This is a genomic window from Amycolatopsis sp. NPDC051071, from assembly GCF_040682875.1.
Lineage (GTDB): Bacteria > Actinomycetota > Actinomycetes > Mycobacteriales > Pseudonocardiaceae > Amycolatopsis.
Genome location: NZ_JBFBBY010000068.1, coordinates 1 through 13,184 on the forward strand (window position 1 = coordinate 1; position 13,184 = coordinate 13,184).

The 13,184-nt window shown below is 68.0% G+C and carries 14 protein-coding genes; 6 read left to right on the plus strand and 8 right to left on the minus strand.

Going from position 1 to position 13,184, the window contains the following annotated elements; all coding sequences use genetic code 11:
• The first annotated feature begins 359 nt into the window (after positions 1-359).
• Positions 360-977 (plus strand): sigma-70 family RNA polymerase sigma factor, encoded by a 618-nt coding sequence (locus tag AB0M65_RS21935; protein ID WP_364030264.1) that lies wholly within the window; start codon positions 360-362, stop codon positions 975-977.
• 269 nt (positions 978-1,246) lie between these two features.
• On the plus strand, positions 1,247-2,161 hold the full coding sequence (locus AB0M65_RS21940; protein WP_364030267.1) for a LysR family transcriptional regulator: 915 nt from the start codon (positions 1,247-1,249) through the stop codon (positions 2,159-2,161).
• Here AB0M65_RS21940 and AB0M65_RS21945 read toward each other — a convergent pair.
• Complete coding sequence (locus AB0M65_RS21945) at positions 2,143-3,132, minus strand: small ribosomal subunit Rsm22 family protein (RefSeq protein WP_364030270.1); 990 nt, start codon at positions 3,130-3,132, stop codon at positions 2,143-2,145. The genes AB0M65_RS21940 and AB0M65_RS21945 overlap by 19 nt on opposite strands.
• A gap of 205 nt (positions 3,133-3,337) precedes the next feature.
• Here AB0M65_RS21945 and AB0M65_RS21950 point away from each other — a divergent pair, with 205 nt between their 5' ends.
• Together AB0M65_RS21950 and AB0M65_RS21955 are read left to right on the plus strand one after the other, a co-directional pair.
• Positions 3,338-3,745: a YciI family protein gene (locus AB0M65_RS21950; protein WP_364030273.1), complete on the plus strand. Its 408-nt coding sequence runs from the start codon at positions 3,338-3,340 to the stop codon at positions 3,743-3,745.
• 29 nt (positions 3,746-3,774) lie between these two features.
• The gene (locus AB0M65_RS21955; protein ID WP_364030276.1) at positions 3,775-5,106 is read left to right on the plus strand and encodes an RNA polymerase sigma factor; all 1,332 of its coding nucleotides are present in this window, start codon (positions 3,775-3,777) and stop codon (positions 5,104-5,106) included.
• Between the two features lie 158 nt (positions 5,107-5,264).
• Here the strand turns inward: AB0M65_RS21955 and AB0M65_RS21960 are convergent, their stop codons facing one another.
• From AB0M65_RS21960 to AB0M65_RS21985, 6 genes are all read right to left on the minus strand, one after another.
• A complete protein-coding gene (locus AB0M65_RS21960) occupies positions 5,265-5,705 on the minus strand; it encodes a sigma factor-like helix-turn-helix DNA-binding protein (protein WP_364030279.1) in 441 nt (146 codons plus the stop codon).
• Positions 5,706-5,782: 77 nt separating this feature from the next.
• Positions 5,783-6,655, minus strand: coding sequence for a nuclease (locus AB0M65_RS21965; protein ID WP_364030282.1), 873 nt, complete (start codon positions 6,653-6,655; stop codon positions 5,783-5,785).
• A 184-nt stretch (positions 6,656-6,839) separates the two neighbouring features.
• Positions 6,840-8,540, minus strand: a complete 1,701-nt coding sequence (locus AB0M65_RS21970; protein ID WP_364030285.1) for a lactate permease LctP family transporter — start codon at positions 8,538-8,540, stop codon at positions 6,840-6,842.
• A gap of 2 nt (positions 8,541-8,542) precedes the next feature.
• Entirely contained in the window at positions 8,543-9,325 is a 783-nt protein-coding gene (locus AB0M65_RS21975; protein WP_364030288.1) for an IclR family transcriptional regulator, read from the minus strand.
• Between the two features lie 281 nt (positions 9,326-9,606).
• Positions 9,607-10,014 carry a CoA-binding protein gene (locus AB0M65_RS21980; RefSeq protein ID WP_364030291.1) on the minus strand — a complete coding sequence of 136 codons (408 nt, stop codon included), beginning with the start codon at positions 10,012-10,014 and terminating at the stop codon, positions 9,607-9,609.
• Positions 10,015-10,048: 34 nt separating this feature from the next.
• Positions 10,049-10,621 carry a hypothetical protein gene (locus AB0M65_RS21985; protein WP_364030294.1) on the minus strand — a complete coding sequence of 191 codons (573 nt, stop codon included), beginning with the start codon at positions 10,619-10,621 and terminating at the stop codon, positions 10,049-10,051.
• A gap of 131 nt (positions 10,622-10,752) precedes the next feature.
• Between AB0M65_RS21985 and AB0M65_RS21990 the strand changes: the two genes are divergently transcribed.
• The gene (locus AB0M65_RS21990) at positions 10,753-11,550 is read left to right on the plus strand and encodes a fumarylacetoacetate hydrolase family protein (RefSeq protein WP_364030297.1); all 798 of its coding nucleotides are present in this window, start codon (positions 10,753-10,755) and stop codon (positions 11,548-11,550) included.
• Complete coding sequence (locus AB0M65_RS21995) at positions 11,547-12,308, plus strand: fumarylacetoacetate hydrolase family protein (RefSeq protein WP_364030300.1); 762 nt, start codon at positions 11,547-11,549, stop codon at positions 12,306-12,308. Before AB0M65_RS21990 ends, AB0M65_RS21995 begins: the two co-directional genes overlap by 4 nt.
• Here AB0M65_RS21995 and AB0M65_RS22000 read toward each other — a convergent pair.
• On the minus strand, positions 12,289-13,173 hold the full coding sequence (locus tag AB0M65_RS22000) for an alpha/beta hydrolase (protein ID WP_364030303.1): 885 nt from the start codon (positions 13,171-13,173) through the stop codon (positions 12,289-12,291). The two genes, AB0M65_RS21995 and AB0M65_RS22000, sit on opposite strands and share 20 nt — an antisense overlap.
• Positions 13,174-13,184: the final 11 nt, after the last annotated feature.

Sequence of the window (13,184 nt, forward strand, 5' to 3'; positions counted from 1 at the left end):
CGATCTAGTGATTTGGGTCGTTCTAACGACCCAAATCACTCACGACCTTCGCGCGGCGTGGCCGGGCTCCGTCGCCCTAGAACGCCGTCAGCGTGATCCGCGCGGTGCGCGGGTCACCGGCGAGGCGTTTCAGCACGGAAAGTTACGTCCCCTGTCCCGACTTGTCTAGACCAGCGGTGAGAATCTGTCCGGTTTCGCGGCGAGGCGGACAAGCGATCGCGAACTTTCGTCGATTGAGGCGGCCGGATTACTCGGCTAACCTGGTTCGTGTCCACCGCGCCGGACCGCAGACCCGGTCGTGCGCGCATCCGTCCCAGACTTCGACGGCCAGGGTTCAGGTCTGTCGAGTGAGCAGGACGATGGATGACTCGGATTTTCCGGCGCGAAGAACAAACGAGACGTGGATTTCGCCGTCCGGCTGGGACGAACTCGCCAAGGCCGCGGCGGTGGGTGAACCACGCGGCATGGAGGACCTCATGGCGGCCCTTGTGCCGTGGGCGAGCCAGTACACCGCTACCCGGCTCGGCGACCAGGACCTGACTTATCTCGAACCCGCCGACGTCGCGCAGGAGATCTGTCTCGCGCTTTTCGTCGCGGTTCCCGGCTACGGCCTGCGCGGCGGTTCCTTCTTGTTCCTCATGCGCGCCATCGCGGCGAACAAGGTCGCCGACGTCTACCGGAAGGTGGCGCGGAGCAGGCTGGTCCTGACCGGCGAACTCCCGGAGCGGCCGGCGGTCACCGCGGACGAACCGGAGCAGCGAGCCCTGCGGGACGACCTCGGGATCCGGCTCGGCAAGCTGCTGCGGATGCTGCCGGTCTCCCATCGGGAGGTCGTGGGGCTGCGGGTGATCGGGCAGCTGACGTCGAACGAGACCGCGGCGGCGCTGGGTACGACGTCGTTGCGGGTGCGGGTGACCAAACACCGGGCGATCAGCAGGCTGCGTGCCTGCGCTCAGCGCCAAGAGGCCTTGAGCTGAAGGCGGACCATCAGCCGGAGAATCGGATTCCCCCGCTTGGCCCGGGTTTCGAGAATACGCACGCACATGGCCCCTCCAGAGGTCGTCGACAGACGCCGTCGTCGAGGGCCGGGACAACGAACACGATCCAGCCTAGGGACCGGCCGGGGTGCCGGAACCGGCTGAACGGCCGATTGGTTTCCACCTGATTCTCGCCAGTGGGTGAATGCCACCCGGAACGATACCGATTCGGCGCTTGTCCGGCACTGTTCGATACCTAAAATGGATAGGTGTTCTCCCTGGAGCAGTTGGTGAGTTTCGTCGCGGTGGCCGAGGAACTGCACTACGGCCGCGCGGCGGAGAGACTTTCGATGACCCAGCCGCCGTTGAGCAGGCGGATCCAGTTGCTGGAGCGGGAACTGGGGGTCGAGCTTTTCGACCGTACGCACCGCACGGTCCGGCTGACACCCGCCGGACGGGTTTTTCTCGCCAAGGCAAGGAAAATACTGCGTACGTCGCAAGAGGCGACGGTGTATGTCCGCCGCGCGAAACAGGGTGAGGTCGGGGTCGTGACGCTCGGTTTCACCGCCACGGCCGCGTATTCGTCTCTGGATCGTGTGCTCGCCGCGGCGACCGCGGAATTGCCGGGTGTCGATCTGGTGCTGCGGGAAATGGTGACGTCGGCGCAGGTCGAGGAGGTGCTGGCCGGCGGGATCGACGTCGGGATGATCCGGCCGCCGGTGACCGGGAACGACATCGTGACCTTGCCGTTGTGCCGCGAGCCGTTGCTCGCGGCCTTGCCGGCGGCGCATCCGCTGGCGCGGCGCAAGAAGAATCCCGACGTCCGCGATTTCGACGGCGAGCCGTTCATCATGTATTCGCCGTCGGAGGCCCGGTATTTCCACGACGTGCTCGTGGCGGTGTTCCGCGCCGCGCGGGTGCTGCCGTCGTATACGCAGTACCTCAGTCAGGTGCACACCGTGCTGGCGCTGGTCAAGGCGGACCTCGGCGTCGCGCTGGTGCCTGCCGCGGCCGCCGCGCTGCGGTTCGACGGCGTCCTGCTCCGCCCGGTGGACGGTATCGAGGGCCGCCCGGTGGAACTCGATCTGATGTGGCGGCGCGGCAACGACAATCCGGCACTCGGCGCGCTGCTCACCGTCATCGGCAACCTCGTCCGGCGCGGCCGTCAGTCTACTGTGGACTGACTGGGCCAGTCGTCGCCCCATTCGGCGTCACGTGCCTCGCGGTAGGCCTGCCCGTGCCGTTTGGTGACGATTTTTTCGGTGAGGCCGGTTTCGGCGCAGAGTGTCAGGCTGACCATGCCTTTGCGTTTGACCGGATGCCGCAGGATCCGGCCATCGGCCCGTTCCGGCGCGATCCGGGAGGCGACGACGTAGGAGAACTTCTCGTCCTCGAAGCCGAGCGTCCCGGCTTTGAGCTGGCGGTGCAGGCCGGTGCGCGGAAGCCGGGCGGAGAAATGGCACCAGTCCTTGCCGCGCGGGATCGGGCAGTCGCCTTCGTGCGTGCACGGCGCGACCAGGGAGAGGCCGAGCCCGACGAGCTGATCCCTGGCTTCGACGATCCGTTCGTAGCCGGCCGGGGTGCCGGGTTCGATCAGCACCAGCATCCCGGCCTTCGCCGAAAGCCAGCGGACGACGTCGGCCCGGCGCGCTTCGGGCAGCTCGCCGAGGACGTAGGAGAGGGTCACCAGATCGGCGTCCGGTGCGGGGGCGGCCGGGTCGATCAGGCCGCGCTGCCAGGTCGAGCCGCGGACGGCCTTGCCACCGGCGTTCCCGGCGAGCCGCCGCCCGAGCGCGATCGCGCCGGGGACCTGCTCGACGACGGTGCTCTCCTCCAGCGACGCCCAGACGTCGGCCGCGGCCCAGATCGCCGCGCCGGTGCCGCCACCGACGTCGATCTGCGTGCGCGGAGCGAACCCGGGCGCGCGAAGGGCGGCTTCGGCGAGCACGGCGTGTACGGCCGCGTAGGTGGCCGGCATCCGGTAACCCGCGTACGCGGCGATGTCGACGTCTGACGACAAGATCGGATCCGTCGCCGGGTTGTTCTCGCGGTAGCGGGAGCTGAGCCGCTCGACGGACTGCGTCAGCCTGGTCTGCGGGTACTTGCCCAGCTCTTGGTCCAGGGCGGAGCGGAGTGTTTCGGGGAGAGCGGCCACGACTGGAGAGTAAGTCCAGCCACGCGGAGCGCCTCCTTCAAGGGTGGGTGGTGGGGATAAGGTGGCAGCATATGCGGTTGACCTGCGGTTTCGCGGCTGCTCGAATACTCGCGGAAAAACTTTGGGGAGCGTGTCGAATCCGGGGGTCCCCGGTCGACGCGTAGATGTGGCAGGGACGAGCCCCGCCGGGAAACGGAGACGCGAGATGCGGTTCATGGTGATCGTCAAGAGCGACGAGAAGACCGACGCGGCCGGCGCGCAGCCGAGTGCCGAGAATCTTCAGGAGATGGGGAAGTTCAACGAGGAACTGGTGAAGGCCGGCGTCATGCTCGCGGGTGAAGGACTGCACCCCAGCTCCGAGGGTTTCCGCATCGCGTACTCCGGCGCCACCGAAGCCAGGATCGTCGACGGGCCCTTCGCCGAGAGCAAGGAACTCATCGCGGGTTTCTGGATCCTGCAGGTCAAGGACAAGGCCGAGGTCATCGAATGGATGAAGCGGGCGCCGTTCCGCGAGGGCGAGATCGAGATCCGTCGCGTGTTCGAGCTGGAGGAGTTCGACAACGCCACCCCGGAGATCATCGAGACCGAACAGAAGCTGCGGAAGCAGGCCTAGGGTTGCGGTCGCCGCCCCGACGATGTTGATTGGTCGGCGTGACGGCAACAGCAGATCCCCGGTCGGCGATCGACGCGGTGTGGCGGATCGAGTCCCCCCGCCTCATCGCCGGCCTGGCGCGGATGACACGCGACATCGGCCTCGCCGAGGAACTGGCGCAGGACGCGCTGGTCGCCGCGCTCGAACAGTGGCCTGAGTCGGGCGTCCCGAGAAATCCGGGCGCCTGGCTCATGACCACGGCCAAACGCCGCGCCGTCGATACCTTCCGGCGCAACGAACGGTACGTGCGGAAACTCGGCGAGATCGGCCGCGAGCAGGAGTTCGAAGAGGAACCCGACTTCATCGCGGGCCTCGACGACCACATCGAGGACGACCTGCTGCGGCTCGTGTTCACCGCCTGCCATCCGGTGCTCTCGACCGAGGCCAGGGTGGCGCTCACGCTGAAGATGATCGGCGGGCTGCAGACGCACGAGATCGCGCGGGCGTTCTTGGCCAAGGAAACCGCCATCGCGCAGCGGATCGTCCGGGCGAAGAAGACGCTCGGCGACGCGAAAGTGCCGTTCGAGGTGCCCGAGGGCGAAGACCGGGTCGCGCGGCTTTCGTCGGTGCTCGAAGTGATCTACCTGATCTTCAACGAGGGCTATTCGGCGACCGCGGGCGAGGACTGGATGCGGCCGGGGTTGTGCGACGAGGCGCTGCGGCTCGGCCGGATCCTCGCCGGGCTCATGCCGAAGGAACCCGAGGTGCACGGGCTCGTCTCGCTGATGGAGATCCAAGCGTCGCGGTCCGCCGCGCGTGTCGGGCCGAACGGCGAACCCGTCCTGCTGATGGACCAGGACCGGGCGAAGTGGAACCGGATCCTGATCGGCCGCGGTCTCGCCGCACTCGAACTCGCCGAGGCGCTGGCCGACGGCGCTTTCGGGATTTACGCGGCGCAGGCCGCCATCGCCGCCTGCCACGCGCGGGCGCGGGTGGGCGAGGAGACCGACTGGGGACGCATCGCCGTCCTGTACGAAGGGCTCGGGAAGCTGAACCCGTCGCCGGTGATCGAACTGAACCGGGCGGTGGCGCTGTCGATGGCCTTCGGGCCGGAGGCGGGACTCGAGGTCGTCGACAAACTGACGTCGGAGCCCGCGCTGAAGTCTTATCATCTGCTGCCGAGCGTGCGCGGCGACTTCCTGGCGAAGCTCGGCCGTCTCGACGAGGCTCGCGTGGAGTTCGAGCGGGCGGCGGAGATGACCGGGAACGACCGGGAGCGCACCCTGCTGCTGAACCGGGCCGCCGACTGCACCCCCGGCCCCAGCCCCGACTCGGGCCCTGCCGACCGCGCTGGTCGCGCTGGTCGCACTGGTCGCAAGTAGAGGACTGGTTGCGGTAGTTGCACGCGCAAGTACCGCAACTAGAGGACGAAACGCGATGGTCAGTATCGGCGCCGCCATGTACTGGGGAAGGTGTGAAGGTCGAGTTTCCTCGGCTGAGCCGAGGGAAGGGGGCCTTCACGCGCCCCGCGAAGCGCCGGTCAGGCGGGGGTCGGCCGCAGGGCGGTCAGGGCCCGGTGCTGGCCCAGCCGGACGGAGTGCACGGAACAGCCGAGCACCAGCGCGGTGTCGTCGGCGGAAAGCCCGACGAGTGACCGCAGCACCATGATCTCGCGCTGCGTGCCCGGCAGGCCCGAAAGCGGGTTCGGGAGTTCGGCGGCGGTCAGGTGGAAGTAGTCGACCTGGACGCGCGTGACCTCGTAAGCGAACGCGAGAAGGCCGGGTGCCTGGGGCGCCCCGGCGGCGATCGCGTGACAACTTTCCCTCACGACCGCGTCCGCGGCGTCGTAGGTACCCGTGCGCCGTCCGATCCGTGCCCGGCAATAGCGCACGACGAGGACACGAACGGCGTCGATGAGTTTCGCGGCTGGCTCCATCCGGCCGTCGGCCTCCTCCGACCGGTGCGAACTGTCTGCTTGCATCGGCTCCCTCTCCCACCTTTCAGATGAGCACGCCGGAGGGGGCAGGAGGTACGGTCTTTTTCCCTACATCGAAGCCGTCATGCCTCGATGAAGACGATCCGTTCCGGTTCGATCGTAAGGTTCACGGTCTGGCGTTTCACGCTCACCAAGGTCTCGAACTCCGTCGCGTGCCCGTCCGGGACGGTGAACAAGCGGTCGTTGCGGGAATCGAGGAAGGCGGAGAACCCGGCCAGCGAGACCCCGCCGCTCTCGTCGAGCGCGAGGTAGTCGACGAGCCTGCGGAAGAGCTTCGGCAGGATCACCAGTTCGTCGGCCAGTTGCCGCCGTGAGGAGAGCTTGAACCCGGAGTTCGTGACGTCTCGCGGCCACAGGCCGAGCCCGTCCTCGCGTGCCTTGCCCGCGGCTTCGGCCAAGGCATCGCGAAGATCGGGATAAAGCAGTGAATAGAACGTCGGGTAGGCGAGGCCGTCGGCGACCTGCCGGTAGTTGGCCGAGTTTTTCAGCGTTTTGACGTCGAGATGGACCTGGGAAAGGTCGGCCGACCGGCCGGGCCGTTGTCCTGGAAAGGCGAACGCCACCGCTCGTCCGTATTTGTCCGCGAATCGCGTCAGTATGTGACCCGCTACCTTGATCGGGGTCGCCGAAGTGACCCTTCCCCGTTCGTCGCGTTCCACGGTTTTGAACCCGAGGCCCTTCAGCAGGCTCGCCGCGGCGGCGTCGGCGAATTGCGCGGGCTGGTGCCACATCCCGCCGGTTCCCCTGGCCTGGTAATGCGTTTCGAGTGCGTCGATCGCGTCGAGCCGCAACTGCATCCCGCCCCGGGAATTGAGCCGGACCTTCAGCCCGGCTTTCTTCGTCGCTTCGGGGTCGTCGGGATAGAAGCGCACCGAATCGCCGTCCGGTGAGGCTCCGACAAGCTGGAACGTACCTTTGATCAGCGTCATGGGCATGTGGCCAACGGTAGTTCTCATTCCGGTGAATGAGACATCCGTTCATCCATCCAGAGCAGTGGCCGGTAAAGATCAGATGACCATTGTGGACATTCTCGGCGACCTTCAATTCCTTCGCGCGAATTGATCAAGTCCGCGATGCTGCCGGGATGGACTCGCCGCCCGTGGCACGCACTGATCCGCCTCAAGAAGGGATCATGAACCGGAACACGGTCGCCTGTAGCAGCGAGATCACGCCGACCACGGCGGTCAGCAGGACCGACCACAGAAACGTCTGCCGCAGCAGTGCGCCTTCCTTCCCGGACTGTCCGATCGCGGTGGCGCCGATGGACAGGTTCTGCGGCGAGATCATCTTGCCCATCACGCCACCCGAGGTGTTGGTCGCGCCGGCGAGGATCGGGTCGACACCCAGCTGCTGCGCCGAAATAACCTGCATCGGCCCGAAAAGACTGTTCGTCGAAGCGTCGGAACCGGTGAGGAAGACGCCAAGCCAGCCGATGTAGGCGGAGAACAACGGGAACAGCACCCCGGTCGTCGCCAGCGCGAGGCCGAGTGTCTGCGTCGCACCCGAATAGTTCATCACGAACGCGATCGCGAGGATCATGAAGATCGTCGCCAGCGCCCACCGCATCTGACGCAGTGTCCGCCGGTAGGTCGCCAGCAGCAGACCCGGTTTCGCGCCCATCGCGAAACCCACCACGATCGCCGCGATCAGGGCGACGGTTCCCGGCGAGTAAAGGAAATCGACGGTCAGTGTCGCCGCGTACGGGGTGTCCTTCGGCGTGATCGGCGCGTGCTGGACGACCTCCTTGTGCAGCCCCGGCCAGTCGAACACCCAGTCCGCCTTGTGCAGCAACGCGGTCAGGTCCAGCCAAGACGGCAGGTTCTTGAAGATCGTGCCGATCCGGGAAAGGAAGATCGCGACGATCAGAATGATGTACGGTGCCCACGCGTACAGCGCGCCACGTCCGGCCTTCGCCGCGCCGAGATTCGCGCCGAGACTCGCACCGGTCGTCACCGGTTCTTCGCCGTCGAAACGCCAAACCGCCGACGGCTGCCAGAACCGGGTCAGTATCCACAGTGAGGCCATCGCGGCGAGGGCGGCGACGACGTCGACGAGGCTCGGGCTGATGAAGTTCGAGGTGACGAACTGCATGACCGCGAACGACAGACCCGCCGTCAGTACCGCGGGCCAGACCTCGATCATCCGCTTCCAGCCGGCGAGGACGACGATCAGGAAGCCCGGGACGATGAAGGCCGGCAAGGGAAGCTGACGCCCGACCATCGACGAGAACAAATCCGTCGCTTGTTCCTGTTTCATGCCGAGGATCGGCGCGGTCAGCCTGCCGAGCACGATCAGCGGATTGCCGAGCCCGCCGAACGCGACCGGTGCGGTGTTCGCCAGCAACGCGAGCACGACCGCCTTCACCGGCGGGAAACCGAGCGCGGCCATCATCGCCGCGGTGATCGCGATCGGCGAGCCGCCACCCGCGATGCCCTCCAGCAGCGCGCCGAATCCGAACGCGATCAGCAGTGCCTGCAGACGGCGGTCCTCACTGAACCCGGCGAGTACCGCCTTGATGTTGTCGAACCGTCCGGTCGCGACGGTGACGTTGTGGAAGTACACGGCGTGGAACGCGATCCAGGCCACCGACCAGAAGCCGAACACCAGCCCCATGGCCGCGGAGCCGAAGGCCGGCCCGGCAGGCATCCGGTACAGCAGCAGCGCCGCGGCCAGTGCCGTGACCAGCGCGAGCGCGGCCGAAAGAGGTGCCGACCGGCGCAGGACGCCGAGCGCCACCAGCAGTACGACGATCGGCAGCGCGGCGAGCACCGCGGACAGCCAGAGCCCGCCCGCCGGCTGGTAGTCCTGGAGCCAGCCCACTTTCAGCCCCTTTGCGCCCGCACGTAACCCAGCCGGAGCGAAAGCGCGGCGGCTGTCCCGGCGACGGTCGCGCCCAGTTCGTCGGTCCGGCGGAGCACGCGGCCGGCGGGGCCCGCGATGCTGATCGCCGCGATCGGCCGTCCGGTGTGGTCGCGTACGGCGGCGGCCACACAGCCGACGTCCGGTTCGTTCTCGACGTCGTCGACGGCCCAGCCCCGGCGGCTGGTCCTGGCCAGATCGTCGAGGAGCCGGACCGGGTCGATGATCGTCTTGAGCGTGAGGCTGTCGAGTTTCATCCGGCGGATGCGTTCGACGCGATCCTGTTCGGGCAGCGCGGCGAGCCACGCCTTTCCGAGCGACGTCGCGTGCTGCGGGCGGCGGGTGCCGAGGCGGCAGGCGAGGGTGACGGCGTTGGCGCTGCGTTCGGTGGCGACGTAGACCATGGCGTCGTTGTCCGGGACGGCGAGATAGGTCGTCTCGCCGCTCCGCTCGGCCAGCGACGCGAGGTACCGCGGCGCGCAGCGGTGGAGATCGGTCGCCGCCATCGCGCGGGCGCCGAGTTCGACCAGCCGGGTGCCGAGCCGCACGCGGCCGGTGGCACGATCGGCTTCGAGGTATTCGAGGTTCTTGAGGGTGCCGACGATGCGGTAGGCGGCGCTCCGGGAGAGACCCAGTTGCCTGGCGATCGCGTTGGTGGAAATCTCCTGGTTCTGGCCAACATGCTCGAGCACCGCGAGTCCGCGTTCGAGTGTGCCACTGGAATCCAGGCCTCGTGGTGTACCCACTTCGCCCTCCGTTGGACCGGGGTACCGATGACCGGTACCTGTTTCCGCTAAGCGGATTCGGACGTTAACAGCTCCGTCCCGCGTTGGGAAGGTTTCTTAACGAAGTGCCGACTAAGGCAGGTTTTCGCAGCTCCAGGCTGGTCTTTCGAAGATCACCGGTTTGGCCCATTGGTCGCACCTATCGGATTCGATATATGACTTCAAGGGCCAATCTTCTGTTCACGGATATGAAAGAACCCCCGCCGGGAAATCGCGGCGGAGGTTCGGGGAGAAGTGCGTTTCTAACGGACAGACAGGCTCGCGACCGCTCGGACGACCGCCGTGCACCGGTCTTCGACGTACGCCAGGCCGCCTTCTTCGGCGATCCGGCGCGACTCGGCGGAGGTGATCCCCTGCTGGAGCCAGAGCGCCTTCGCGCCGATCGCGACGGCCTGTTCGGCGATCGGCGGGGTGTCGGCCGACGGACGGAAGACGTCGACGAGGTCGACCGGCTCCGGGATGTCGGTGAGCGAGCGGTAGACCTTCTCGCCCAGCAGTACGTCTGCCGAGGGATGGACGGGGATGATCCGGAAGCCGTGTTCCCGCAGCACGGCGGCGACACCGTGGGAGGCCTTGGCCGGATCGCGGCTCAGGCCCACGACGGCGATCGTCTTCGATCCGGCGAGGATCTCGGTGGCTCGATCGGTCATACCGGGTTCAACCACGGCGGAGGCGCGGGAATTCCTAGAGCTTCCACAGCCGCAGGCCACGCACCCGGTACACCGGCCAGACGAGGTGCCAGACGCGACGCCGCAGGAAGACCGCGGAGCAGGTCAGGACGTTGCGCGCGGAAGTCGCCGCGACGTCGTGGCGGTCCGCCCACGTCTCGCCGTGCCTGCCGGCGGCGATCCGGAAGACGTTGACCAGTCCCCGGCCCTGCATGTCGTACTTCGCGCCGGTGTCGCCGGAATCCGGGGTCAGCGACGCGATCTCCTGGCCGAACGCGGCCGCGGGTGCCGGTCCGGCGTCGGCAGGGAGGTCCCCGACGGTCGTCGCGATCGCCTTGCCGTAGAGGCGGCGCGAGTAGCGCTTGAGCAGCAGCCGCTCCCACAGCGGCAGGACACGGCGGTGCCTGAGCAGCGCCGAACATTCCGCGTGCCCGATGGCGAAGATGTCGGTGAGCTCGTCGTACGCGGTATGCGCCGTGGGCTCGTTGAGGTGCACGCGCACCTCGTAGCGGATGCGCGCGGTGAGCTCGTCGAGCTCCTCGCGGCGGTCGATCCTCGTCTTCGCCCGTGAGAGGGTCCAGTCGGACATGGGTGCAGGCTAGGTGATGATCGCGGCCGCACAAGCCACTTTCGGCCTAATCTCTTCCGTACCGGCCAGTGGAACGGGCACCTTGTGCGGGTACCGGTGACGGGGCAGAGTTCGGCTGTCGGAAGGAGCCCATGGACGCCAGCACGCTGCAGGAGGCCGCGGCCGCGCTGCTCAGCGCGTACGAGACCGGCAAGCCGATCGCGCCCCTGATCGAGACGTATCCCGCCGCGACCCTGGAGGACGCGTACCGCGTCCAGCAGCGGGTCGTCCGCCACTGGGCCGAACGCGGTGACGGCGTGCGCGGGCACAAGGTCGGCCTCGCCTCCGCCGCCATGCAACGGCAGATGGGCGTCGACCAGCCCGACTACGGTCACCTGACCGCCTCGATGTTCCACCTCGAACACCAGCCGATCCCGATCGGCGGGTTCCTGCAACCGAGGATCGAACCGGAGATCGCGTTCGTACTCGGTTCGCGGCTGCGCGGCCCCGGCGTCACGGTGGCGGACGCGCTGCGGGCGGTGGACTTCGTCGTGCCGTCACTGGAGATCGTCGATTCCCGCATCCAGGACTGGAAGATCAGCATCGTCGACACCATCGCGGACAACGCGTCCTCCGGCGGGGTCGTCCTCGGCAGCAGGCCGACCGCGATCGGCGACGTCGACCTGCGGCTGGTGGGTTGCGTCCTGCACCAGAACGGCGAGATCGCGGCCACCGGCGCGGGCGGCGCGGTACTCGGTTCGCCGGTGAACGCGCTGGTGTGGCTCGCGAACACGGTCGGGCCGCTCGGTGTCGCACTCGAACCGGGGCACGTCGTGCTGCCGGGTTCGATGACGCGTGCGATCCCGGTGAGCCCCGGCGACACCATCGTCGCGACGATGGCGGGGCTCGGCAGTGTCACCGCGAAGTTCTCCGGGGAGGAGCGGGCGTGAGTCTTGGGGTGCGGGAGGCGGCGGAAGCGCTGCTGTCCGGGGAAGAACGCGAGCCGCTGACCGACGCGTGGCCGGAGTTGGACGTCCACACCGCGTACGCGATCCAGGACGAGGCCTTGCGGCTGCGGCAGGCACGCGGCGAGACCCTGATCGGCGTCAAGCTGGGCATGACGTCGCGGGCGATGCGAAAGAGCATGGGTATCGACACGCCGTTGCTCGCGTGGCTGACCGACGCGATGGTCCTGCCCGCAGGCGTCCCGGTGCCGTCGTTGATCCATCCGCGCGCGGAGCCGGAGCTTGTTTTTGTCATGGGACAACGACTTTCCGGACCCGGCGTGACGGCGGCGACCGCGCTGGCCGCTGCCGACCGGGTACACGGCGGGGTCGAGATCATCGACAGCCGGTACCGCGACTACCGGTTCAAGCTGCCGGACGCCGTGGCGGACAACGGTTTCTCCGCGTACTTCACACTGGGGCCGGTCGGTGTCGCGCCGTCCACGCTGGATCTCTCACTGGAGGCGGCGCTGCTGGAGGTCGACGGCGCCATCGTCGACACCGCCACCGGCGCCGCGGTGCAGGGCCATCCGGCGGAGGCGTTGGCGCTGGCGGCCAACGCGCTGGGAGCGCGAGGGCTCACGCTGGAGCCGGGCTGGATCGTGCTCACCGGCGGGATGACGGACGCCGTGGACCTCCGCCCGGGTTCACGGGTGGCCGCGCATTTCTCGCAGCTGGGCTCGGTCACACTCGCCGGGTCTTGACCTCCGCGCGGTCGGCCGTCCGGACAAGGCCGCGCACCAGCCGCGGCCAGATCGGGCGTGGGAGGTCGTGCCCCATGCCCGCGACGACGTCCAATTCGGACTCCCGCAGCGCGCGGGCGGTCGCCCGGCCGCCCGACACATGCACGAGCGGATCCTTTGAACCGTGCACGACGAGTGCGGGCAGCCGCAGGTTCCGCAGCGCGCGGAAGCGGTCGCGGCCCGACATGATCGCCGCGAGCTGCCGTGCGGTGCCGCCGGGATTGACGCCGCGATCGAAGGAACGCTCGGCACGCTCCCGCATCCGGTCCTCGTCGAAGGGGTAGCCCGGCGAACCGATGACGCGGAACGTACGCAGCAGGTAGTCCACGTACTGCTCGCGATCGCGGGGCGGGGCCGAAAGCAGCATCGCGATCGCGCGGGCACTCGGCCGTCCGACGAACCGGTTGCCGGTGGTGGACATGATCGACGTCAGCGAGCGCACCCGCGCCGGATGCTTGATGGCCATGGTCTGCGCGACCATCCCGCCCATCGACGCGCCCACCACATGCGCGCTCTCGACACCGAGTCCGGCCAGCAACGCGGCCGCGTCGTCCGCCATGTCCGCCAGCGAGTACGGCGCCACGCGCAGGGTGTAGGCCAGCGGCAGGCTCACCCGCCCGGACAGCCGGCTGGAGCGTCCGGCGTCACGGTTGTCGTAGCGGATGACGTAGAAGCCCTCGGCAGCGAGGTTCTCACAGAGTTCGTCGTCCCACCAGATCATCTGCGAGGCCAGGCCCATGATCATCAGCAGCGGCCTGCCCTCCGGCGACCCGAACGTCTCGTGGCACAGCTCGATGCCGTTCACTTCGGCGATTGTCTCCGGCATCAGGACAGTGT